Origin of the sequence: Streptomyces sp. NPDC102279 (assembly GCF_044766365.1) — a bacterium.
Lineage (GTDB): Bacteria > Actinomycetota > Actinomycetes > Streptomycetales > Streptomycetaceae > Streptomyces.
On record NZ_JBIWLU010000008.1, the window covers coordinates 436,660 to 459,826 of the forward strand.

General features: G+C 71.8%; 15 protein-coding genes and 1 other RNA gene. 7 read left to right on the forward strand and 9 right to left on the reverse strand.

Annotated features, from left to right (window positions below; genetic code table 11):
* Positions 1-263 precede the first annotated feature (263 nt).
* The 5 genes from ssrA to ftsE all read right to left on the reverse strand — a co-directional run bounded on the left by ssrA (position 264) and on the right by ftsE (position 4,296).
* Positions 264-652: a transfer-messenger RNA gene (gene ssrA / locus ACIRQH_RS23090) on the reverse strand.
* Between the two features lie 154 nt (positions 653-806).
* Entirely contained in the window at positions 807-1,340 is a 534-nt protein-coding gene (gene smpB, locus ACIRQH_RS23095; RefSeq protein ID WP_358815113.1) for an SsrA-binding protein SmpB, read from the reverse strand.
* An 81-nt stretch (positions 1,341-1,421) separates the two neighbouring features.
* Positions 1,422-2,588 carry a S41 family peptidase gene (locus ACIRQH_RS23100; RefSeq protein WP_404226908.1) on the reverse strand — a complete coding sequence of 389 codons (1,167 nt, stop codon included), beginning with the start codon at positions 2,586-2,588 and terminating at the stop codon, positions 1,422-1,424.
* 67 nt (positions 2,589-2,655) lie between these two features.
* Entirely contained in the window at positions 2,656-3,573 is a 918-nt protein-coding gene (gene ftsX, locus ACIRQH_RS23105; protein ID WP_164374974.1) for a permease-like cell division protein FtsX, read from the reverse strand.
* Between the two features lie 33 nt (positions 3,574-3,606).
* On the reverse strand, positions 3,607-4,296 hold the full coding sequence (gene ftsE / locus ACIRQH_RS23110; RefSeq protein WP_164374975.1) for a cell division ATP-binding protein FtsE: 690 nt from the start codon (positions 4,294-4,296) through the stop codon (positions 3,607-3,609).
* A 312-nt stretch (positions 4,297-4,608) separates the two neighbouring features.
* Between ftsE and ACIRQH_RS23115 the strand changes: the two genes are divergently transcribed.
* Positions 4,609-4,800 (forward strand): hypothetical protein, encoded by a 192-nt coding sequence (locus ACIRQH_RS23115; RefSeq protein ID WP_081217590.1) that lies wholly within the window; start codon positions 4,609-4,611, stop codon positions 4,798-4,800.
* Positions 4,801-4,901: 101 nt separating this feature from the next.
* Here the strand turns inward: ACIRQH_RS23115 and ACIRQH_RS23120 are convergent, their stop codons facing one another.
* The 4 genes from ACIRQH_RS23120 to ACIRQH_RS23135 all read right to left on the reverse strand — a co-directional run bounded on the left by ACIRQH_RS23120 (position 4,902) and on the right by ACIRQH_RS23135 (position 10,241).
* On the reverse strand, positions 4,902-5,492 hold the full coding sequence (locus ACIRQH_RS23120; RefSeq protein ID WP_404226909.1) for a hypothetical protein: 591 nt from the start codon (positions 5,490-5,492) through the stop codon (positions 4,902-4,904).
* A gap of 337 nt (positions 5,493-5,829) precedes the next feature.
* A complete protein-coding gene (prfB, locus tag ACIRQH_RS23125) occupies positions 5,830-6,936 on the reverse strand; it encodes a peptide chain release factor 2 (protein WP_358815064.1) in 1,107 nt (368 codons plus the stop codon).
* A gap of 239 nt (positions 6,937-7,175) precedes the next feature.
* Positions 7,176-8,429, reverse strand: coding sequence for a serine/threonine-protein kinase (locus tag ACIRQH_RS23130; RefSeq protein WP_358815065.1), 1,254 nt, complete (start codon positions 8,427-8,429; stop codon positions 7,176-7,178).
* A 105-nt stretch (positions 8,430-8,534) separates the two neighbouring features.
* Complete coding sequence (locus ACIRQH_RS23135; protein ID WP_404226910.1) at positions 8,535-10,241, reverse strand: serine/threonine-protein kinase; 1,707 nt, start codon at positions 10,239-10,241, stop codon at positions 8,535-8,537.
* Between the two features lie 466 nt (positions 10,242-10,707).
* Here ACIRQH_RS23135 and ACIRQH_RS23140 point away from each other — a divergent pair, with 466 nt between their 5' ends.
* The 6 genes from ACIRQH_RS23140 to ACIRQH_RS23165 all read left to right on the forward strand — a co-directional run bounded on the left by ACIRQH_RS23140 (position 10,708) and on the right by ACIRQH_RS23165 (position 23,166).
* A complete protein-coding gene (locus tag ACIRQH_RS23140) occupies positions 10,708-14,508 on the forward strand; it encodes an FHA domain-containing protein (protein ID WP_404226911.1) in 3,801 nt (1,266 codons plus the stop codon).
* 260 nt (positions 14,509-14,768) lie between these two features.
* Positions 14,769-16,172 (forward strand): ABC transporter substrate-binding protein, encoded by a 1,404-nt coding sequence (locus ACIRQH_RS23145; RefSeq protein WP_388866387.1) that lies wholly within the window; start codon positions 14,769-14,771, stop codon positions 16,170-16,172.
* A 7-nt stretch (positions 16,173-16,179) separates the two neighbouring features.
* Complete coding sequence (locus tag ACIRQH_RS23150; RefSeq protein WP_358815069.1) at positions 16,180-17,520, forward strand: sugar ABC transporter permease; 1,341 nt, start codon at positions 16,180-16,182, stop codon at positions 17,518-17,520.
* Positions 17,517-18,428 (forward strand): carbohydrate ABC transporter permease, encoded by a 912-nt coding sequence (locus ACIRQH_RS23155; RefSeq protein WP_358815070.1) that lies wholly within the window; start codon positions 17,517-17,519, stop codon positions 18,426-18,428. Before ACIRQH_RS23150 ends, ACIRQH_RS23155 begins: the two co-directional genes overlap by 4 nt.
* Positions 18,429-18,579: 151 nt before the next feature.
* Positions 18,580-20,883 carry a CDP-glycerol glycerophosphotransferase family protein gene (locus ACIRQH_RS23160; RefSeq protein WP_404226912.1) on the forward strand — a complete coding sequence of 768 codons (2,304 nt, stop codon included), beginning with the start codon at positions 18,580-18,582 and terminating at the stop codon, positions 20,881-20,883.
* Positions 20,884-21,006: 123 nt separating this feature from the next.
* Positions 21,007-23,166: a CDP-glycerol glycerophosphotransferase family protein gene (locus ACIRQH_RS23165; RefSeq protein WP_388931331.1), complete on the forward strand. Its 2,160-nt coding sequence runs from the start codon at positions 21,007-21,009 to the stop codon at positions 23,164-23,166.
* Position 23,167: the final 1 nt, after the last annotated feature.

A 23,167-nucleotide genomic window follows, 5' to 3' on the forward strand; every position in this document is an offset into this window, starting at 1 on the left:
GTGCACTCTCTGTGAAGTGAGAGGCTGGAGTTGTTCGATGCATCAGCAAATCTTGACCGCCATCGAGCAACTGCCGTTGTGCGGAACGAGCCTGACGGCACATCGGCTCGGCCTTGAGCACCCTGGGGGCCCTCTGCGGCGAGCGGCAGTGAAGGCCCCGGGGGGCGCGGGGGCCGAAGGAGGGAGAGACCGCGCCGCGCCGTTCCCGGACATGACTCAGGCCCCGCAGCTCGTAAGCCGCGGGGCCTGTGCCCACATGGGATGAGTGGAGATGGCGGGAATCGAACCCGCGTCCAACGGTGCAAAATCAGGGCTTCTCCGTGCGCAGTTCGCTGTGATTTTCTCAGCCCCGGCGATCACGCGAACAAGTCGCCGACGGGCTCAGTCACTGTTTGATTTCCCAGCGAACCCCGTGACCGGGCTCGATGGTTTAGTCCCCTAGATTATGCCAGGATCCGGGTCGGGAACACTCCCGGGCTGACACCCATTAAGGGTCCTTCACTCACTGCTTATTAGGCAGCGAGGGCGAAGGACTGGGAATCGCTCTTGGAATTGGCGATTATTTTTTGCGACATATGGTTAACGAGATCATTGCCGCTTCCTCGACACGCTTCCCCTGCTTCAACAGCCGCTGTCGAAACCGATCATCCCCATGTTGATTTTTCAATGCGTCCGCGGTGGCCGCCTTAACCGACCATCCTGTGACGCCCGGCCCTCCGAAGAGGAACCCACACCCGCTGTGGGGTGCGTTGCCATCGTACGTGACCAACGCACGACGGTGCCAGCCTATTCCCGCCGGGCCGCTCTCACGCGCCGCGCTGCTTCCGTTTGGCCGCCGCGATCACACGGTCCGACTCACGGCGGTCCTGCTTCTCACGCAGGGTCTGCCGCTTGTCGTACTCCTTCTTGCCGCGGGCGAGCGCGATCTCCGCCTTCGCCCGGCCGTCCTTGAAGTACAGGGCGAGCGGAACGATCGTGTGACCCGTCTCCTGGGTCTTCGCCTCCAGCTTGTCGATCTCCTCGCGGTGCAGGAGGAGCTTGCGCTTGCGGCGCACGGTGTGGTTGGTCCAGGTGCCCTGGCTGTACTCCGGGATGTGGGCGTTGTGCAGCCACGCCTCGTTCCCGTCGATCTGGACGAAGCCGTCCGTCAGCGAGGCCCGCCCCTGCCGCAGCGACTTCACCTCGGTGCCGGTCAGGACGAGCCCGGCCTCGTAGGTGTCGACGATCGCGTAGTCGTGCCGCGCCTTCTTGTTCTGCGCGACGATCTTGCGCTTGCCGTCCTTGGCCTTGCCGGAGGCCTGGCCTCCCTGCTTGGGCTGGGACTCCTTCGGTACGTACATTCCCTTGCTCATAGTGCTGGCCATTTTCGCACTACAGGGGGGCTCGGGGGAAAGCCGATTACCGGGACGGGGTCCGGCGGGTCACGAAGGGTCGCCCAGACCGCTCAGAACGGTCTCGGCCCGCTTCAGGGACTCCTTGTCCGCCTCCAGGTCGGGCGTGATGCCCCGGCCGTCGAGGGAGCGGCCGGCCGGGGTGCGGTAGTGGCCGACGGTCAGCTCGGCGACGGAGCCGTCGGGCAGCCGGCTCGGCATCTGGACCGAGCCCTTCCCGAAGGTCCTGGAACCGACGACCACGGCGCGCCCGCGGTCCTGCAGTGCCCCGGTGAGCAGCTCGGCGGCGCTCATCGTGCCGCCGTCGACGAGGGTGACGAGGGGCCGGGCGGTGTCGCCGCCGGAGTCGGCGTGCAGGGCACGCTGGGCGCCGTTCACGTCGTACGTGGCGACGAGGCCCCCGTCGAGGAAGGCGGAGGCGGCGGTGACGGCCTCGGTGACCAGGCCGCCGGAGTTGCCGCGCAGGTCGAGGACGATCCCGCCGCCCCGGGGCGCCCGGTCGACGGCGGTGCGTACGGCGTGGCCCACGCCCTTGGTGAAGGCGGCGACCTTGATCACGGTGGCGTCGTCGGGGAGCCGGTCGACGGTCACGGAGTCCGTGGAGAGCCTGGCCCGGCGCAGGGTGCGGCTCCAGTTGTGCGAGCCGCGCTCCAGGCCGAGGGCGACCTCGGTGCCGGCGTCGGCGTCGTCCGCCTCGCCGCGCAGTAACGCGACGACCTCGGTGACGGGCCGGCCGTCCACGCGGGTGCCGTCGACGGAGCGCAGCAGGTCGCCCTCGTGGATGCCGGCCGCGGCGGCGGGCGAGCCGGACGCGACCCGGGTGACCTCGATCCGTCCGTCCCGCTCACGGCGGGCCCAGAGGCCGACGCCGGTGTACCGGCCGTCGAGCGCTTCCTCGAACTCCTCGTACTCGCCCTGGGAGTAGACCGCGCTCCAGCGGTCGCCGCTGCGGCTGACGGCGCGTTCCGCGGCCTCCATGGGGGACTTGCCGTCGGCCATCGCCTCGGCGGCGGCCCGGGTGACGGTCTCCTGGTGGCGTGCCGGTGTCGGGCGGGGCGCGTCGGCCGCGGCCTTCGGCGGGGTGTCGGAGAAGGATCCGGTCGCCGCACCGGCGACGAGGACGCTCGCGAACACCAACGTCAGGGCCGCCCCGCGGCACATGCGGCGGGGCTCGCAGAACGGGTCACGGCCTGACATGCCGGTGAGTCTAGGACAACGCGAAGGGCCGCACCGCCGGTTGACGGTACGGCCCTCTTGGCATGTGTCACACCTTCAGGTACTTGCGCAACGCGAAGAACGCGGCCAGCGCCGGCATCAGCAGGCTCGTCGCGAGGATGAGCGGCAGCTTGGTCAACACCGCGTCCCAGCCGATGAAGTTGATCAGGTTCAGCTTCTCGGACAGGGCGAGGCCGTGGTCGATGATGAAGTACCGGGCGATCAGCAGGAAGCCGCACGCGACACCGCCGCCGATGAGCCCGGCGACCGCGGCCTCCGCGATGAACGGCGCCTGGATGTAGAAGCCGGAGGCGCCGACGAGGCGCATGATGCCGGTCTCACGGCGCCGGCTGAACGCCGAGACGCGGACGGTGTTGACGATCAGCATCAGCGCGACGACGAGCATCATCGCCATCACCGCGCGCGCGGCCCAGTTCATGCCGTTGAGGAGCCCGAAGAGGTTGTCCAGGATGCCCTTCTGGTCCTGCACGGACTGCACGCCGTCCCGGCCGTCGAAGGCGGTGGCGATGACCTGGTACTTCTCCGGGTCCTGCAGCTTGATCCGGTACGACTCCTGCATCTGGTCCGGCGTGAGGCTGCTGGCCAGCGGGGAGTCGCCGAACTGCTCCTTGTAGTGCTTGTACGCCTGGTCCGAGGACTCGTACGCGACCTTCTGGACGACGGTCATCTTGTCCAGGTCGGCGAGGATCTGCTTCTTCTGGTCGGCGGTCACCGCGCCCTTGGCGCAGTTGGGGTCGGACTCGGCGTCGCTCTTGTTGCAGAGGAAGATCGAGACGTTGACCTTGTCGTACCAGTAGCCCTTCATGGTGTTCACCTGGTCGCTCATCAGGAGCGACCCGCCGAACAGGGCGAGCGAGAGGGCGACCGAGACGACGACCGCGAAGGTCATGGTCAGGTTGCGGCGGAGACCGACACCGATCTCCGACAGAACGAACTGCGCGCGCATGGCGTCTTCCTCAGACCTTTCCGTGGTCGATGATCAGTGCTGGTAGCCGTAGACGCCGCGTGCCTGGTCGCGGACGAGTCGGCCCTGCTCCAGCTCGATGACGCGCTTGCGCATCTGGTCCACGATGTTCTGGTCGTGGGTCGCCATCACCACGGTGGTGCCCGTCCGGTTGATCCGGTCGAGCAGCTTCATGATGCCGACGGAGGTCTGCGGGTCGAGGTTTCCGGTCGGCTCGTCCGCGATGAGGAGCTTGGGCCGGTTCACGAAGGCTCTCGCGATGGCCACGCGCTGCTGCTCACCACCGGAGAGCTCGCCGGGCATCCGGTCCTCCTTGCCGCCCAGGCCGACGAGGTCGAGCACCTGGGGCACGGACTTGCGGATCTCGCCGCGGGACTTGCCGATGACCTCCTGGGCGAAGGCCACGTTCTCGGCGACCGTCTTGTTGGGCAGGAGACGGAAGTCCTGGAACACGGTCCCCAGCTGGCGGCGCATCTGCGGCACCTTCCAGTTGGAGATGCGCGCGAGGTCCTTGCCCAGGACGTGCACCTGACCGTGGCTGCACCGCTCCTCGCGGAGGACCAGTCGCAGGAAGGTGGACTTTCCGGAGCCGGAGGAGCCCACGAGGAACACGAATTCTCCGCGCTCGACCTCCAGGGAGACATCCCTGAGGGCGGGGCGGGTCTGCTTGGGGTAGACCTTGGAGACGTTGTCGAATCGGATCACGGATGCACCACGGGTCGCCGGGGGTAGGTGAGCGTGACCATACGCGAACCGGGTGTGCGAGCGCAGTCGGCGTACGGGGTTGCGCGCGGCTTGCGCGTTTTGTCACGGATCTGAGGTCCGATTCTCCCCGGTTCTTTCCTGGATCCGAGCGGCTGGCGGGCTTCTCGGCGGGGCAGGATAAGGCGAGCCGCGCCGAAATCCGCGGAACCTGGCACAGTGGAAGGGGAACGGTTGCGTTCCCCGCAGCGTTAAGAGAGCGACGCGTACGCAGGAGTCGGTGCGGCGCGGAGACAGCGCAAGGAGGGCCGGCGCATGACGTACGACCGATTGGTGTGCGCTAACTGTGCGGGGCCTGTCAGCGAGGGCCGCTGCCGCGTGTGCCGCGCGAACCGTGAGCGGCTCCAGCAGGAGAGCCCCTTCGCGGGCATGAACCCCATGGCGCTGATCGCCCTGCTCGCGGTGCTGGTCGCCGCGCTGGCGCTGGTGGCCCACCAGACGGTGTGAGCCTCTCGCGGCCGATCCGGGCCCGAGGGCGATGACCTGCCCCTGACATGACGAAGGGCCCGGAGCGTGCCGCTCCGGGCCCTTCGTGGTGCGCGTGTGCGTCAGGCTGCGGTGGTGCCGCGGCCGCCCGCGAGACGCGGGAGCATCCGGAAGCCGATGCCGCCGGCGATCATCGTGGCGGCGCCGATCAGCAGGAACGTGGTCTGACCCGCACCGGTCTCGGCCAGCTCGCCGTCGTTCTTGCCCTGCGGCGCGGTGTCGGAGCCGGTGTCGGTGAGGGCGGAGGAGCCCTCGTCCTGGGCGGAGGAGCCGCCGTTGGGGTCGGCTTCGTTGCCGCCGGTGCCGCCGGTGTTGTCGTCCGAGGGCGCGGAGGTGCCGGAGGTCGGCTCCTCGGTGGGCTCGGTGGGCTCCTCCGTGGGCTCGGTCGGCTCCTCGGTGGGCTCGGTGGGCTCCTCCGTGGGCTGAGTCGGCTCCTCGGTGGGCACCGTGGGCTCATCAGTCGGCTCGGTGGGCTCGCCGGTCGGGATACCCGTGTCGGTCGGAGTGGGCGTCGGGTCGTCGGCCGTGGTCGCGCCGATGCCGACATTGAGGTCGAGCGCCGAAGCGGCACCCGCAGCGCTGAGCGAAGCACCGGCGGCAATCACCGCACCGGCGGCTATCCGCGCCACGCGGATCCGCGTCTTCTTGGTCATCTGCCTGCTACCCCCAGTAGCTGATCGTGAGTGGAGCAGCGCCCGGGGCCACGGCGTCACAGGTGGCTTCTCTCAGCCCCCCGGTTCACATGCGCCCCAGAGATACGCATGCCACGCGTCACCCTTCCCAGTTTTCACAGCAACGTCAAGGTCGTTGCGTACGCGATGTCCGGAACAACGTCTTTTGCCTGTCGTGAGGACATGTGACTGTGACGTAAAACCCAGACAACCCCCACAACAAAGGCAACTGCCGTCCAGTGGATGGCAGTTGCCTTGTCGACAAAGCGGCCGCGGCAGGAACGGGAAATCCCGTCCGGGCCGCGGCCGTTCGCGCGGGTTACTTCTCCTGCTGCTTGCGCCAGCGAATTCCGGCCTCCAGGAAGCCGTCGATCTCGCCACTGAACACGGCCTCGGGGTTGCCGACTTCGAACTCGGTGCGCAGGTCCTTGACCATCTGGTACGGGTGCAGGACGTACGAACGCATCTGGTTGCCCCAGGAGTTGCCGCCGTCGCCCTTGAGGGCGTCCATCTTGGCCTGCTCCTCCCGGCGACGCCGCTCCAGCAGCTTGGCCTGCAGGACGTTCATGGCCGAGGCCTTGTTCTGGATCTGCGACCGCTCGTTCTGGCAGGAGACGACGATGCCGGTGGCGAGGTGGGTCAGGCGCACCGCGGAGTCCGTGGTGTTGACGCCCTGGCCGCCAGGACCGGACGAGCGGTACACGTCGATGCGCAGCTCCGACTCGTCGATCTCGATGTGGTCGGTCTGCTCGACGACGGGCAGGATCTCGACACCGGCGAAGGAGGTCTGGCGGCGCCCCTGGTTGTCGAAGGGGGAGATGCGCACGAGACGGTGGGTGCCCTGCTCCACGGAGAGCGTCCCGTACGCGTACGGGACGTGGACGGCGAAGGTGGTGGACTTGATGCCCGCCTCCTCCGCGTACGACGTCTCGTAGAGCTCCGTCTTGTAGCCGTGGCGCTCGGCCCAGCGCAGGTACATGCGCTGGAGCTTCTCGGCGAAGTCGGAGGCGTCGACGCCGCCGGCCTCGGCGCGGATGGTGACGACGGCCTCGCGGGAGTCGTACTCGCCGGACAGGAGGGTGCGGACCTCCATCTCGTCCAGCGCCTTCTTGACGGCCGTGAGCTCGGTCTCGGCCTCGGCGCGGGTGTCCGGGTCGTTCTCCTCCTCGGCCATCTCGAAGAGCACACTCAGATCGTCGATGCGCCCGCGGAGCGCTTCGGCCTTCCTGACCTCCGCCTGGAGGTGACTCAGCTTGCTGGTGATCTTCTGCGCCTCGTCGGGGTCGTCCCACAGGGACGGCGCGGCCGCCTGCTCCTCGAGCACGGCGACATCTGCCCTCAGCTTGTCGAGGTCCAGGACGGCCTCGATCGACTCCATGGTCGAGGAGAGGGACTTGAGCTCTTCGGATACATCGACGACTGCCACGCCTCCAGCGTAACGGCTACGACAACCGTGCCCGCCCTCGTCCCCGGGGGCCCGCACCGCGGTGACCGCCGGGGATCTTCCTTCGCCCCCCGCGCCCCTGCCCGACCCGTCCCCGGGGGCTGCCCGTCCCCGGACCCCCCGCCTCGGCCCGAACGGCCTCGTCCACAAGCGCCGGACGGGCCGCACCCTTTCCGGCGCCGGACGCGGAAGCAGCCTGTCCGGGACGCCTCACTCCCGGTTCACGGGGACGACGGGGCCGAGTTCTTGGTGTCCTGGGGGTTCGCGCCCGGGTCGTCGCCGGAGGTGGCGAGCCAGGTGCCGACCCCCACCGCGGCGACGAGCGCGACCGCCGCCGCGCCCAGCGTGATCCGCCGCCGCCGCGCGGAGGCACGGTGGCGTGCGGACCCGGGCCGGGGCGCACCGGCGGCCCGGGGTGCCCGCGCGGTGCCGCGGGCCCCGCCGGCCAGCTCGTCGGGCGCCGGTACCCGCATCGAGGTGTGGGTGTCGCGGTTCGAGTCGGGCGCGGCCCCCGGTACGAGCGGCACGGCCCCGCGCCGCACCCGCTCGGCGGCGGGCTCGGACGGCTCCGCGCTCTCGTCGCTCTCCTGGCGCTCGTCGTGCGCCTCCTCGTCCTCCGAGTCCGGCGAGTCCACGTCCAGCGGCGGCATCCCGGACAGCAGCGGCAACTGCTCCCGGAGCCGGGCTCCCAGCTCGGAGGCGCGCAGCCGGGACGCGGGCGCCTTGGCGAGGCACTGCACGATGAGCTGCCACAGCTCGTCCGGGATGCCGGGGAGCGGGACGACGGTCTCCGTGACGTGGCGGCGCAGCACGGCGCCGGTGTGGCCGCCGCCGAAGGGCGTGAACCCGGCGAGCAGCTCGTACAGCACGGTGGCCAGGGCGTAGATGTCGACGGCGGCGCGCGGCGGCAGTCCCTCGATGATCTCGGGGGCCAGATAGTCCGGGGTGCCGATGATCTTCGTGGCCCGGGTGCGGCGCGGGGAGTCGATGAGCTTGGCCACACCGAAGTCGGTGAGGAGGGCGGGGTGGGAGCCGCCGGGGCCGAGAGGGCCCTGCATGTCGAGCAGGATGTTCTCCGGCTTCACGTCGCGGTGGACGACGCCGGCGGCGTGCGCGGCGGCCAGTCCGTCGGCGACGTCGGCGACGATCGCGACGGCAGCCGCGGGGGCGAGCCTGCGCTCGCGGTCGAGCCGGGTGCGCAGGTCGGTGCCGCGGACGAGGTCCATGACGAGGGCGAGGTCGGTGCCGTCGACGACCAGGTCACGGACCGCCACCACGTGGGGGTGGTCGAGACCGAGCAGTGCGGTGCGCTCCTGAACGAAGCGCCCCACGAGCTCCTGGTCGGACGCGAGGTCCTCGCGCAGCAGCTTGATGGCGACGGGACCCTCGGGTCCCTCGCCCAGCCACACCGTGCCGGCGCTCCCCCGCCCCAGGATCTGGTTCGCGGTGTACCGGCTGCCGATCTTGCGTGCCAAGACTGCTCCTACAGACGCGTGTTGTCGCTAAAAGTACGCGTCCGAGGAGCCAACCTTCACTCCCGAGGCGGAAATCACCCGTCAGATATCGACAAATCCACAGGGTCAGTTGCTCGGGGGGCTGTTTCCGCCGAGGTCGCCGACCCAGCCGCTGACCGTGTCGAACCAGTCGCTGAGCTGGGCCCAGTAGCCCTTCGTGCTGCCGATCCAGCCCTGGAGGGGGCTGAACTCCCACACCAGCCAGCCGGCCACGAACAGGATGACGATGGTGAACAGACAGCCCTTCAGGCAGCCGAGCCCCGGGATCTTCATGGGGTTGGCGCCGCGCTGACGGGGCTCGCGCGACGGGCGCGGAGCGGGCTGCTGCGGACGCTGCGGCTCGGCGTAGCGCTGCGGCTGGGGCTGCTGCTGGGGTGCCGGGGCGTAGCGCTGCGGCTGTTGCTGCTGCTGGCGCGGCGCGTACTGCTGCGGGTCCTGCTGCTGCGGGTAGCCGTAGCCCTGCTGCGGCTGCCGGCCGCGCTGCTGTCGCTGCTGCTGGGGTTGTTGCTGGGGCTGCTGCTGCGGCCGGGCCACCTGGCGCTGCGGACGGCGGCGCAGCGGGTCCTCGTTCGGGTCGAGGTACTGGACCTGCGTCGGTTCGTTGCGGTCGCGGGCCGCGCGCAGCTGGTTCTGCCAGGGGTGCGGGTCCTCGCCCTGACCGCCCGGCTGGTGCGGCGGTACGGGCGGGAGCACGGCGGTCGGGTCGGCCGCGCCGCGGGTCGGCAGGACGGAGGTGGGGTCGGCGTCGCCGGAGGTGTGCGGCAGCACACTGGTGGCGCCGTACGGGTCGTAGGAGCCCGCGTTGTGCGGGAGCACCTGCGTGGGGTCGGCCGCGCCGGGCATCTCGGGGACGGTCGCCGGGGACGGGTCGGGGGCGAGGAGGACGCCCACGCCGTCCGCGGCGGCGATCGCCGCGGGGGTCGCGTGCACGCCGACGCCCGCGGCGACGGCGCGCAGTGCGCGCGCGAGGTTCTCGGCGCTGGGCCGCTCGTCCGGGTTCTTGCGCAGGCAGCGCTCGATGACCGTCCACAGGGGGTCCGGGACGGTCGAGGGGCGGCGCGGTTCGGCGCTGAGGTGCTGGTGCAGCACTTCGAGGGCGGACCCACCGGAGAACGGCGGGCGGCCGGTGACCAGCTCGTACATCAGGATGCCGGCGCCGTAGATGTCGACGGCGGACGTCTGCGGGCGTCCTTCGGCGGACTCCGGCGCGACGTACGCGGGCGTGCCGACGAACTCGTGGGTGCGGGTCAGGCCCGGGGAGTCGGCGAGGCGGGCGATGCCGAAGTCGGTGAGCATCGGGTGCATGCCGCCGGCGTCCTGCTTGAGCAGGACGTTCGCGGGCTTCAGGTCGCGGTGCACGACGCCGTCGGCATGACTGGCGGCGAGCGCGTCGGCGACCTGGGCGGTCAGCAGCGAGGCGGCGACGGGCGAGAACGGCCCGTTCTCGCGCAGGTAGCGGTGCAGGTCGGGCCCGTCGATCAGGTCCATGACCAGCGCGAGCAGGTCACCCTCGACGACGAGGTCCCGTACGCGCACGATGTTCGGGTGGGTCAGGCGCAGCAGCACCGACCGCTCGCGCAGGAACCGCATCACGATGTCGGCGTCGCTGGCGAGCTCCTCCTTCAGGACCTTGATCGCCACGGTCTCGCCGGGCTGGCCCGCGACGGCCGCCTCGGCGCCCGCGGTCTCCCGCTGGCGGGCGCGCCAGACCGTGCCTGTGGCGCCGCGTCCCAGCGGCTCCTCAAGGAGGTACTTGCTCCCTACCGGCCGCACGTCATGCGCTCCCTGTTGCTTGCTTGCCTGGTCCGTCCACCGTGGTCACCGTGGTACAGGTTTCCGACCCACTGTAGTGCCGCCTTCCCGGGCACCGGGCTGTCGTCGTCGTGTGCTTGGCCATAGGTCCCCCGCGCACCTGTGGTCCGCATAAGCGCATACGTGCGGCGACCCGTGCATGTTCGATGGAAAGACGCTCGGTCCGGTCGCTTGGTTGCCGGAAGGCGGGCGTGACCGATCTCAAGCGGACACCCGCCGGGTACCGGTCAGGCACTTTTACGGGCAGAGCCGACCAATCAAGATCACTTACGGGTGGGGGGCGGGCGTGTTGTCGGTGGCAGGTGCGAGGATGCCTCCAGCTACTGGCCGACGTGCCCGTGTGCGGTGGGGGAATTCTGCGGTGGGGGACCGCAGCACAGCCTCGTCCTCGTCGCGGGCGCCTGCGCGGAAGGGACCCCTGACGGCGATGCAGATCCGGCTGACCGTCGTAGACCCGTTGGGCCCGCCCTCGGAGCCGCGGGGGCGAGCCGCGGCCTGCGATGTGCTGGTGACCGCGCCCGCCGGGACGGCGCTGGCCGCGGTCGCGTCGGGGCTGGCCTCGGCGGTCGGGGGCACCGGGCAGGGCGAGCGGGGCCGCGAGCCCGGGGGCGGCCAGATCGTGCTCTACGCGGGCGCGGAGCGACTCGACGCCCAGCGCTGCACCCTCGGTGAGCCACCGCTGACGGACGGCGCCGTGCTCTGTCTGGGCTCACCCGCCGAACCCGGTCCCGACCTGGACGACGTCTCGACCCAGCTCCACGTGGTCGCGGGGCCGGACGCGGGCGGGGTCCACCTGCTGCACGGCGGCCAGATCCACGTGGGCCGCTCCGGCCGGGCGGACGTGCCCCTGGACGACCCGGACGTCTCGCGCCTGCACTGCGCCGTCACGGTCACCCCGGACGGCCGCGTCTCGGTCGCCGACACCGGCTCGACGAACGGCACGACACTGGACGGCACCCGCGTGGGCGAGCGTCCCGTCCGCTTCACCGAGGGCGCCCTGCTGCGCGTCGGCGAGTCCGCCCTGCGCCTCGCCCCGCCCGGGGGCCCGGGCACGGTGGCGACCGCGCCGGACGGCGAAGGGCACGTCCGGGTGTCGGTGGGCGCGCCCCGCGACGCCCCGGACGGCGACCCGCACGGACCGGGCCCCGCGTCCGCCTCCTCACCGAGCGCCGCCCCGGACGACCGGCAGCCGCACGGAGCGGTCCCCCACGCGCGCGGGGAGAGCGCCTCCCTCTTTCAAGGGGGCTCCCTCCCTCCCGCGGACGAGACCCACCACGCCTACGGCACCTCCGAGTGGGGGGCCTCCGCCGAAGGGGTCCCCGGACCCCGGGAGTACGGGCGGTCGGCACCGCCTGTCGTGCCGGAGCAGGGCCGGGCACCCCGGATCGAGAGCGGCCCGCGCGGCGGTGCGCGACGCCCGGGTGGAAGCGACGGCCACGCGGGAACCGCCGGGGAATGGTCCGAAGAGCCGGAGGACACCTTCGGCCCCGGACCGGGCATCCCGGGGACCCGCAAAGGCACGCCGATGCGCGGCACGGACCTGCCCGCGGGGATGCGCAGGCGCGGCGGTCTCGGCGCCTGGGCCCGGCGGCTGACCGGAAGCCGCGGCGAAGCGGAGGGGACGACGCCCGAGACGTACGACGACGGAGCACTCGTGGTGCGGGACCTGCCGACCGCCGCGCACCGCTCGCCGGAGAGCTGGCCCGACCCGGCGGCACTGCTGCTCACCGCCCTCGGCCCGGGCCCCCGGCTCTGGGAGCGCGGCCCCGGTCACCCGGAGGCCCTGACCGTGCGGCTCGGCACGGCCGACCGGACGACGCCCGGCGGCTCGGGCGCGCTGCCCGCCGTGCCGGTGACCACGGGACTCCGCGAGGTCGGTTCCCTGGGCCTGGCCGGACCGCGGGCGCGGCTGGCGGGGCTGGCCCGGGCGGTCGTCGCCCAGCTCGCCGCGCTGCACTCCCCCGACGCGCTGGAGATCGTCCTCATCAGCGCCGACCGGGCCCGCCCGGTGCAGGAGCGCAGCGCCGAGTGGTCCTGGCTCGGCTGGCTCCCCCATCTGCGTCCCACCCACGGGCAGGACTGCCGTCTCCTCCTCGCGTACGACCGTGAACAGGCGGCGGCGCGCACCGACGAACTTCTGCGCCGCCTGGAGGACCACCTCGCGGAGACGGACGGCGGGCCGGCCCGGCGGGGCACCCGCCCCGGCGGCGAGGGCGTCTCCGTCCCGGCCGCCCGGCGCCCGGAGCGGCACGAGATCGGCGCACACGACGGACCCGGCACCGGCGACACGGCGCGTGGTGCGACGCACCGGCCGTCCTGGGCCCGCGCGGAGAGCGGCCCGCACACCGGGTCCGGACAGGACTCCGAGAGCGGCTTCGACGGTCCGTACACGGTGGTCGTCGTGGACGGCGACCCCGGCGGCGCTGACGTCCGGGAGGCCGTGCTGCGCCTCACGCACGAAGGCCCACGGGCCGGAATCCACGTGGTGTGTCTCGCCGAGACGGCGGCCGCGTCACCCGCGTCCCCGGTGACGGAGACGTACGAGGCGGCCTGCGCCGTCGCGCCGGCGTTCCGTGCGTGCGGGGCGGTCGCCCTGCTCAGCGGGGACGTGGCCACGGCACTGCGGCTGCTGCGCGTGACGCCGGGCGGCACCGGCGAGTCCGCCCCCGGCGGGACTCCGCGGACCGGGGCGGCGCCCGGCGACCGGTCCCGCGGTGCGGCGGAGCGCATCGGACCGTCGGCGTCGTCACCGCGTTCCGGTCCCGCGCACGCCGGGCCGTCGGCCGCCTCGTCACGGCACGACGGATCGACGCACCTGGGCATCCCGCACCCGGGAGCCGGACGCGGATCCGGGGCCGGCGCCCGCCCCTCCGGCACCTCCTCGCCCCATCCGGGCCGCACCTCCCCCGGCGCCGGAGGACAACCGGCGCGCGGTCCCGTCGGTCACGGCACCGTCGCCGCGGTGGACGCCGTGTCGCTCGCCTGGGCCGAGCGGTTCGCGCGGGCGCTCGCACCGCTGCGGACGGACGCCGCTCAGGGCGACCGGCACACGCGCGTGTCCGCCCCCCTGCCCCAAACGGCGCGACTGCTGGACGAGTTGGGCCTCGCACGCGCCACCCCCGCCTCACTGATGGCCCGTTGGGCGGACGCCGCGGACGACACGGAGGCGCTCGGCGGACGCGCCCGGGCCGTCCTCGGCGCGGGCCCGCGCGGCCCCGTCGCCGTCGACCTCCACGTCGAGGGCCCGCACCTGCTGATCGAAGGCCCGCCGGGCAGCGGCCGTACGGAGCTGCTGCGCTCGGTCGCCGCGTCCCTCGCCGCCGCCGAGCGACCCGACCGGCTCGGCATCGTCCTGATGGAGGGCCGTGACGGCACGGGCGGACACGGCTCCGGGAGCGCCGGTGAAGGACTCCAGGTCTGCACCGACCTGCCGCACGTCACCACCCACCTGACGGCCAACGATCCTGTGCGCATGCGGGAGTTCGCGCAGTCTCTGAGCGCCGAGCTGAAGCGGCGCTCCGAGTTGCTCGGACGGCTCGGCTTCGGCGAGTGGCACACCGGACAGGCGGTGTCCGGCCGGCTGGTCGCCCAGCGCGCGCCCGGCCCGTCGGCGGGCAAAAGCCCGTCCACCGGCGCCGCCGACCTCGACACGCCGTCCAGCTCGACGCTGCGGCTGCGGCCCGCCGCGGCCCGCCGACAGGCCGAGCCGGGCCCCCCGCTGGCCCGCCTGGTCGTGGTCGTCGACGACCTGGACGCCCTGCTGTCACCGCCGTTGGGGTCCCCGGGGCGCCCGGCGGCCGGTTCGGTCGTGCGGGCACTGGAGGCCGTGGCCCGCGAGGGCGACCGTCTCGGGGTGCACCTCGTGGCGGCGTCCGCTGTGGACGGCCGTACGGCCGGGTCGGAACTGGCGCGTTCCGCCGCGTTGCGCGTCACCCTCGAAGCGCCGTCGCCGGGACCGGAGGAACCCGCCCCCGGGCGGGGCCGTCTGCTGCGCCCGGACGGCCGGGAGACCCCCTTCCAGGGTGGCCGGGTCACCGGTCGCATCCCCCGCACGGCGACACTGCGCCCCACGGTCGTCCCCCTGGAGTGGCATCGCATGGGCGACCCGCCGACTCGCCGCCCGGTCCGCGAGCTGGGGAACGGTCCGACGGACCTGGCCCTGCTCGCCAGCGCGCTGGAGCGCGCGGCGCGTTCCGTCTCCGCCGTCGAGGTGCCGTCGCTGCTCTAGCGGTACCGGCTGGATCGGTCCGGCCCCCGGCCGATCCGGAACGGGGCGCCCGGCGCCTCGGGAACACGCCCCCAAGCTCCCTGTTCGCGAGGTCTGTTCGGGTCTCGCGCCGGTGTGCCCGACGTCACGACCCAATCACGATCGCTCCCTTGACAGCACCGGCGCTCTTGCCGCCCTTGAGCGACCAGGCGTAGACCGGAGCGCACGGGACAGCTGTTCGGACGTTCAACGAGGAACGCAGAACGGAGAACGGGGCACTGATGCGCAGCACTCTTCGTACACGCAGGCCGATCGATCACGCCACGCACCGCTCACGCAGGACCGCGCAGGCCGCCGCTGCCGCGCTCGTCGCGGGGGCGCTCACGCTCACCGCGTGCGGCGGCGACGGCAAGGACAAGGGAGACCACGGCGGCAAGGCCACCGCGAGCAGCGACACCGGCTCCGTGACCCTGCCCAAGCTCGACGGCGACACCCTGGAGGTCGCCGCCGTCTGGACCGGCGCCGAACAGGCCAATTTCAAGAAGGTGCTGGCGGAGTTCGAGAAGCGCACGGGCGCGAAGGTCACGTTCGTACCCGCGCAGGACCCGATCATCAACTTCCTGGGCTCGAAGATCGCCGGTGGCGCGCCGCCGGACGTCGCGATGCTCCCTCAGGTCGGCGCCATCAAGCAGGCCGTCGACAAGAAGTGGGCCAAGCCCATCGGCCCCGACGCCCAGGCGCAGTTGGCGAAGAACTACGCCCAGGGCTGGCAGGACCTCGGCAAGGTCGACGGCAAGCAGTACGGCGTCTACTACAAGGCCGCCAACAAGTCGCTGGTCTGGTACAACGCGAAGGTCTTCGAGAACGCGGGGGCCAAGGAGCCCAAGACCTGGAAGGACTTCCTGACCACCGCGCAGACCGTCTACGACTCCGGTGTCACGCCCGTGTCGGTGGGCGGCGCGGACGGCTGGACACTCACCGACTGGTTCGAGAACATCTATCTCTCCCAGGCGGGCCCGGAGAAGTACGACCAGCTCGCCCAGCACAAGATCAAGTGGACGGACCCGTCCGTGAAGGACGCGCTGACCACGCTCGCCCAGATCTGGGGCGACAAGAACCTCATCGCGGGCGGCCCGGACGGCGCGCTCCAGACGGAGTTCCCGGCGTCGGTGACGCAGACGTTCACCGGTGGCGACCAGCCGAAGGCGGGCATGGTCTTCGAGGGTGACTTCGTGGCCGTCAACATCGCGGAGACCAAGGCGAAGATCGGCACGGACGCGAAGGTGTTCCCCTTCCCGGCGGTCGGTGACAAGCCGCCGGTGGTCAGCGGTGGTGACGCCGCCGTCGTCCTGAAGGACTCCAAGGCGGCCCAGGCACTGGTCACCTTCCTGGCCTCGCCCGACGCGGCGACCATCCAGGCGAAGCTCGGCGGCTATCTGTCGCCCAACAAGAGCGTGGCGCTGTCCGCCTACCCCAACGCGGTCCAGCAGAAGATGGCCAAGGCGCTGATCGCGGCCGGCGACGACTTCCGCTTCGACATGTCCGACCAGGCGCCGCAGTCGTTCGGCGGTACGCCCGGCAAGGGCGAGTGGAAGGACCTGCAGGACTTCCTGAAGAACCCGAAGGACGTCGCGGGCGCCCAGAAGAAGCTCGAATCCGACGCCGCAGCGGCCTACAAGGGCTGATCCGGCGATGACGTCGGCAACGGCCGGGGGCACCGCACCGGTGCCCCCGGCCCGTAAGCGCAAGAGCGTGACCGGCACCCGCAGGACCGTGGCAGCGCTGTTCCTGCTGCCCGCCCTGGTGCTGCTCGGCGCGCTCGTGGTCTACCCGATCGGGTACTCGGTCGTGCGGAGCTTCTACGACCAGTCCGGCGACGGGTTCGCCGGGATCGACAACTACAAGGCACTGTTCAGCGACGACGGCATCCGTACCGCGCTGAAGAACAACATCATCTGGGTGGTGTTCGCCCCGACGGTCGCGACCGCGCTGGGCCTGATCTTCGCGGTGCTCACCGAACGGGTGAGCTGGGGAACGGCGTTCAAGCTGGTCGTCTTCATGCCGATGGCGATCTCGATGCTCGCCTCCGGCATCATCTTCCGGCTGGTGTACGACCAGGACCCGGACAAGGGCATCGCGAACGCGGTGTGGGTCGGGGTGCACGACACCTTCACCTCGTCGTCGGCGTTCCCGAAGGCCCACCTCGGCCGGGAGTCGCCCCTGAAGGCCGACAAGGGCGGCTTCGTCACCCGCGACGCCGTGCGGGCAGGGCAGTCCGTCTCCCTGCCACTGGTGGGCGTCGCCCCGGACCAGATGCCGGACAGTGCCGCGAAGGCGGTGCAGGCGGCCACGGACCCCGGCAAGGTCACCGGCACCGCCTGGCAGGACTTCACCCGCGGCAAGGGCGTGGGCAAGCTCGGCCAGGTCGACCCGAGCGAGCTGGGCTACCCCGGGATGCGGATCGAGGCGGTCAAGGACGGCAAGGTCGTCGACTCGACGAAGGTCGGCGACGACGGCACGTTCACGCTCTCGGGCAAGGCCGACGGGGCACTGCTGCGGCTCCCGGCGGACAACTTCAAGGAGCCGTACAACGGCCTCGACTGGCTCGGCCCGTCGCTGGTCACGCCCGCCATCATCGGCTCGTACATCTGGATGTGGGCGGGCTTCGCGATGGTGCTGATCGCGGCGGGACTCGCGGGCATGCCGCGTGAGCTCCTGGAGGCGGCCCGGGTCGACGGGGCGAACGAGTGGCAGGTGTTCCGCCGGGTCACGGTGCCGCTGCTCGCCCCGGTCCTCGCGGTGGTCGCCGTCACGCTGATGATCAACGTCCTGAAGGTGTTCGACCTGGTGTTCATCATCGCTCCGGGCTCCTCCCAGGACGACGCCAACGTGCTGGCCCTGGAGCTGTACCGCAAGGGCTTCGCGGAGGACCAGCCGGGCATCGCGAGCGCCATCGCCGTGTTCCTGCTGCTCCTCGTGATCCCGGTGATGCTCTTCAATGTCCGCAGGCTCAGGCGGGAGGTGCGGCGATGACGGCCCATGCCGGAAGTCTCACGAAGACAGCGCCCGCAGCCGAGGCGAAGACGGCCCGGCGATCGCTCGGTTCACGGATCGCGGGCGCCGTCAGCAGCGGTGTCCTGCGCGTCTTCCTGCTCCTGGTCGGTCTGTTCTGGCTGGTGCCCACGCTCGGGCTGCTGCTGTCCTCGCTGCGCAAGCCGGAGGACATGAGCGCGAGCGGCTGGTGGAAGGTGTTCAGCGCGCCCTCGCAGCTCACCGTGGACAGCTACCAGAAGCTCCTGGAGAACAGCGACATCACCAACTCGCTGCTCAACACCGTGCTGATCACGGTGCCCGCGACCCTGCTCGTCGTGGTGATCGGCTCGCTCGCGGGCTACGCCTTCGCCTGGATGGAGTTCCCCGGCCGCGACTGGTGGTTCCTCGGCGTGGTCGGACTGCTGGTGGTGCCCGTGCAGGTGGCGCTGATCCCGATCGCCGAACTCTTCGGGAAGATCGGCATCTTCGGCTCGATCATCGGCGTGGTCCTCTTCCACGTCGGGTACGGGCTGCCGTTCGCGGTGTTCCTGCTGCGGAACTTCTTCGCGGAGATACCCCGGGAACTGCTGGAGGCCGCCCGGCTGGACGGCGCGGGCGAACTGCGCCTGTTCGCACGGGTCGTGATGCCGCTCGGCGGGCCCGCCATCGCCTCGCTGGGGATCTTCCAGTTCCTGTGGGTGTGGAACGACATGCTGGTCGCCCTGGTGTTCTCCGACTCGGGCAGCCAGCCGATCACGGTCGCGCTCCAGACGCAGGTACGCCAGTTCGGCAACAACATCGACGTGCTGGCGCCGGGCGCCTTCATCTCGATGGTGATCCCGCTCGCCGTGTTCTTCGCGTTCCAGCGGCAGTTCGTGTCCGGCGTGATGGCCGGCGCGGTCAAATAAGCACTCCGCACGAGCAATTGAGGGGCGGGCCGGACACCGGCTCGCCCCTCGCCGTTCACCGGACATCCCCCGTATGCCACATCTGGCGTAACCAAGTCACCCCTTCGGCCGTTCCCGGGCAGGTATGCCCGCGCCGACCCATGGATGTCCCGTGCCCCGGTTCAGTGTCATCGTCCCCGCGTTCAAGGTTCAGGCGTACCTGCACGAGTGCCTCGAATCGGTGCTCGAACAGTCGTATCCGGATCTCGAACTCATCGCGGTGGACGACTGTTCGCCCGACGCGTGCGGGGCGATCATCGACGAGTTCGCGGCCCGCGACGCCCGCGTCCTGCCGGTGCACCTGCCCGAGAACGTGGGACTCGGCCGCGCCCGCAACGCCGGGATCGAACGCGCCACCGGCGACTACCTGATCTTCCTGGACAGCGACGACACCCTCACCCCGGACGCACTGCACGCGATCGCCGACCGGCTGAAGGAGACCGCCGAACCGGACGTGCTGGTCTACGACTACGCGCGCACCTACTGGTCGGGCGAGGTCCGACGGAACCAGCTCGCGGCGGAGCTGACCGAGGAGGGCCCGGCACCCTTCCGGCTCGACGAGCGGCCCGGGCTGCTCCGGCTGCTGATGGTGGTCTGGAACAAGGCGTACCGCCGGGAGTTCGTCGACCGCGAGGGCCTCACCTTCCCGCCCGGGTACTACGAGGACACACCCTGGACCTATCCGGCGATGATGTCGGCGGAGTCGATCGCCACGCTCGACCGGGTGTGCGTGCACTACCGCCAGCGGCGGCACGGCAGCATCCTCGGCACCAGCAGCCGCAAGCACTTCGACGTCTTCGGCCAGTACGACCGGGTGTTCGCGCACGTCACCGCGCACCCGGAACTGGAGCGGTGGCGCCCACTGCTGTTCCGCCGCATGATCGACCACTTCTCCACGGTGTTCGTGAAGCGGGACCGGCTGCCGCGCGGCGCGCGTGCCGAGTTCCTGCGCAAGGCCCGTGCCCACTACCGGCGTTACCGGGTGCCGGGCTCCCCCGCCGGGTTCCGTCTGCCGCTGCGGCACGCGCTGGTCAGGTTCGGCACGCACCGCACGTACCGGCTGCTGTCTCTCCTGTCGCGGATCCGGAAGAGCGCCGTGCGGCTGACCGGCGCACTGCGGCGCTCGGCGCGGACCGCGGCGCTCCGGCTCCACTACCGCGTGCAGCTCCGACTGCCGCTGCGCGCCGACCGCGCGGTGTTCTCCAGCTACGGGGGCCGCGGACACGGCTGCAATCCGGGCGCCCTGGAGTCGGCGTTCCGCACGTACGCGCCGCACGTCCGCACCACGTGGATCGCCGACCTCGAACACCATCACACGATCCCGGCGGCCACCGGCCGGCTGCGCCCCGGGACCGCCGGCTACTGGACGGCGCTCGCGCGCTCCAAGTACCTCGTGAACAACGTCGACTTCGACCGGCGGCTGGTGAAGCGGCCCGGCCAGGTCATGATCCAGACGCAGCACGGGACACCGCTCAAGCACATGGGCCTCGACCTCCAGGACCGACCGGCCGCCGCGCGCGGCACGGACTTCGCCGAGCTGCTGCGCGGCGTCGACACGTGGGACTACTGCCTGTCGGCCAACCGCCACTCCACGCTGGTCTGGGAGCGGGCCTTCCCCTCCTCGTACGACACGCTGGAGTACGGGATGCCGCGCAACGACGTGTTCCAGCAGGCGACTTCGGCCGATGTCGCCCGGCTGCGCGCGTCACTCGGCATCCCCGAGGGTGCGGTCGCCCTGCTGTACGCGCCGACGTACCGCGACTACCGGAGCGGCCAGCACCGCACCCTGGACCTGGAGCGGGTGCTGCGGCAGCTGGGGCCGCGGTTCGTGATCCTCACCCGCGCCCACCACCGCTACGGGGCGCCGCTCACCGACGCCGCGGGCGGCCGGCTCATCGACGTGTCGGACCACCCGAGCGTGGAGCCGCTGTGTCTCGCCTCGGACGCGCTGGTCACCGACTACTCGTCCCTGATGTTCGACTACGCGGGCCTGGACCGGCCGATCGTCGTGCACGCCGACGACTGGGAGGCGTACGAGGCGGCCCGCGGCACCTACTTCGACCTGCGCGCGTTCCCGCCGGGCGCGGTCGCCCGCAGCGAGGACGAACTGATCGACATCTTCGCGACCGGCCACTGGCGGGGCTCGCGCTCCTCGCAGCTGCGGGCCGCGTTCCGCGAGCGGTTCTGCCCGTACGACGACGGGCGCGCCGCCGAGCGGGTGGTTCGGCGGGTGGTGCTCGGGGAGACGGCGGGGCTGCCGCCGTTCATCCCGTTCGCGGAGCGGCACCCGGTCCCCTCGGCCGTCGCGGCGCCTCCCCGCACCGTGGGCTCCGCCCCACCGGAGGTCGCTCACGCCGCGCCCCTCTCCGCCGTCCCGGCGCCGGGCGGTGCCCTCCCCCTGACCGAGCAGCACTGAACCGGAGTCCGCGTGCCCTCCAGCCCGTCGCGGCCCACGCCCACCCGGCCCACCACCTGGCGGCCGACCGGGCGCCCCGGGCGATGAAACCCCCGTTCGGCGCCCCTTGAGAGAAAGATCAGAATGCCCCGCTTCAGCGTCATCGTGCCCACCTTCGGAGTCGCCGGGCGACTGTCCCACGCACTGGACTCGGTCCTCACCGAGTCCTTCGGCGACGTCGAGCTGATCCCGGTCTGCGACGGGCCGGACTCACCGGCCGCGGCGGTCGCCGCCGGGTACGCCGCCCGCGACCCCCGGGTGGCGCCCGTCCACTCGCCGCCCTCGGGCGGCCTGAGCGGGGCCCGCAACGCCGGGATCGCGGCGGCGACCGGAACCTACCTGCTCTTCCTCGACGGCGACGACGAGCTGGCCCGGGGTGCGCTCGCCGCGCTGGACGCGGCCCTGCCGGCGGGCCTGGACGTCCTCTACTTCGGGCACCAGCGGGTGCACTGGTGGGAGGGCGAGCCGAGCACACCGCCGCTCGACGGCGCCCCCGAACTCCTCGGCCTGAACGTGCCCGCCTGGAGCGCGGCCTACCGGCGCGCCTTCCTCGTTGAACGCGAACTCGCCTTCCCGGAGGGGCATTTCACCGACGTGGGCTGGGGCGGGCTGGTGACGGTGGCGGCCGAGCGGACGGCCGTGCTGCGCACGGTCTGCGTACGCCACCATCTGCGCCGCCAGGGCAGCCGGCTCAACGCGCCGGGCGAGCACCACTTCGAACTCCTCGACCAGGTCGAGCGGGTGCTGACCCGGGTGGCCGAACAGACCGTGCCCGCCGCCCGGTCCACGGCGCTGTTCGGCGGGCTCTTCACCCTGGTCCTGAAGACGGCCGCGCATCCCACCCGGGTGCCGGCGCGCCGCCGCCGGGCCTTCTTCCGCCGGGCGGGCCGGCTCTACCGGCGTCATCGCCCGGCCGGTCTCCGCGTGCCCGGAGGCAGCCTCGGCGTGCAGCACCGGCTGCTCGCGACGGGCGCCTACAGCGCGTTCCGTGCCCTGCGCGGTGCCAACCGGGCCGCGGCCGGGGCGGTCCGGCGGGTGCCGCGCCCCAAGGGGCTGCGCACCCGCGCCCTCTACGCCGCCCAGCTGCGCCGCCCGCTCGACGAGAACCTCGCCGTGTACTGCGCGTACTGGGGCCGCGGGTACGCCTGCAACCCGGCCGCGATCCACGCCAAGGCCCGCGAACTCGCCCCGCACATCCGCTCGGTGTTCCTGGTGGAGCCGGACGCGGTGGACGCGGTGCCGAAGGACGTCGAGCACGCGGTGATCGGCAGCCGGCGCTCCTGGGAGGTGCTCGCCCGCGCCAAGTACCTGGTCAACAACGCCAACTTCGCGGACGCCGTGGTCAAACGGCCCGGCAGCGTGCACGTCCAGACGCAGCACGGCACACCGCTGAAGAAGATGGGCGTCGACCAGTCGACGTATCCGGTGGTGGCGGCCGCGACGGGCAGCTTCACCAAGCTGCTGTCCCGGGTGGACCGCTGGGACTACAACCTCTCCTCCAACCGGCACTCCACACAGATGTGGGAGCGGGCCTTCCCCGGCGGCTACGAGGCCCTGGAGTACGGCTATCCACGCAACGACGTGTACTGCACGGCGACCGCCGAGGACGTGGCCCGGGTCCGCGAGCGCCTCGGGGTGCCCGAGGGCCGCACGGCCCTGCTGTACGCCCCCACCCACCGCGACCACAGCAGCGGCTTCGAGTCCCGCCTCGACCTGGAGGCCTTCTGCGAGGCCGTCGGGGAGCAGTTCGTCGTCCTGCTGCGCGCCCACTACTTCTACGACGAGGGCAGCGGGCGCGGCTCGGGGCGGATCATCGACGTGACCGGGCACCGCTCCTCCGAGGACGTCTGCCTGGCCGCGGACGCGCTGATCACGGACTACTCGTCGATCATGTTCGACTACGCCAACCTGGACCGTCCGGTCGTCGTGTACGCGGACGACTGGGAGGTCTACCGGGAGACGCGGGGCGTCTACTTCGACGTGATGGAGGAGCCGCCGGGCCGGGTCGCGCGCACCCCGGGCGAGCTGGCCGCGCTCTTCACCGACGGCTCGTACGCCGACCCGGAGGCGACGGCTCTGCGGGCCCGGTTCCGCGAGCGGTTCTGCCAGTTCGACGACGGGCGGGCCGCCGAGCGGGTCGTCCGCAGGGTGCTGCTGGGGGAACCCCCCGAGGCGATCCCGCCCGTCCTGCCGCTCGCCGAACGCCGCCCGGCTCCCGCCGCGTCCACCCTCGTAAGGAGCTGAC

What these genes read in the sequence shown, in the direction of transcription:
- ACIRQH_RS23120 (WP_404226909.1), bottom strand. Translation starts at nt 5,492, where the DNA reads ATGACCAAGAAGACGCGGATCCGCGTGGCGCGGATAGCCGCCGGTGCG.
- ACIRQH_RS23145 (WP_388866387.1), top strand. Translation starts at nt 14,769, where the DNA reads ATGCGCAGCACTCTTCGTACACGCAGGCCGATCGATCACGCCACGCAC.
- ACIRQH_RS23140 (WP_404226911.1), top strand. Translation starts at nt 10,708, where the DNA reads ATGCAGATCCGGCTGACCGTCGTAGACCCGTTGGGCCCGCCCTCGGAG.
- ACIRQH_RS23100 (WP_404226908.1), bottom strand. Translation starts at nt 2,588, where the DNA reads ATGTCAGGCCGTGACCCGTTCTGCGAGCCCCGCCGCATGTGCCGCGGG.
- smpB (WP_358815113.1), bottom strand. Translation starts at nt 1,340, where the DNA reads ATGTACGTACCGAAGGAGTCCCAGCCCAAGCAGGGAGGCCAGGCCTCC.
- ACIRQH_RS23150 (WP_358815069.1), top strand. Translation starts at nt 16,180, where the DNA reads ATGACGTCGGCAACGGCCGGGGGCACCGCACCGGTGCCCCCGGCCCGT.
- ACIRQH_RS23165 (WP_388931331.1), top strand. Translation starts at nt 21,007, where the DNA reads ATGCCCCGCTTCAGCGTCATCGTGCCCACCTTCGGAGTCGCCGGGCGA.
- ftsX (WP_164374974.1), bottom strand. Translation starts at nt 3,573, where the DNA reads ATGCGCGCGCAGTTCGTTCTGTCGGAGATCGGTGTCGGTCTCCGCCGC.
- ACIRQH_RS23115 (WP_081217590.1), top strand. Translation starts at nt 4,609, where the DNA reads ATGACGTACGACCGATTGGTGTGCGCTAACTGTGCGGGGCCTGTCAGC.
- ACIRQH_RS23155 (WP_358815070.1), top strand. Translation starts at nt 17,517, where the DNA reads ATGACGGCCCATGCCGGAAGTCTCACGAAGACAGCGCCCGCAGCCGAG.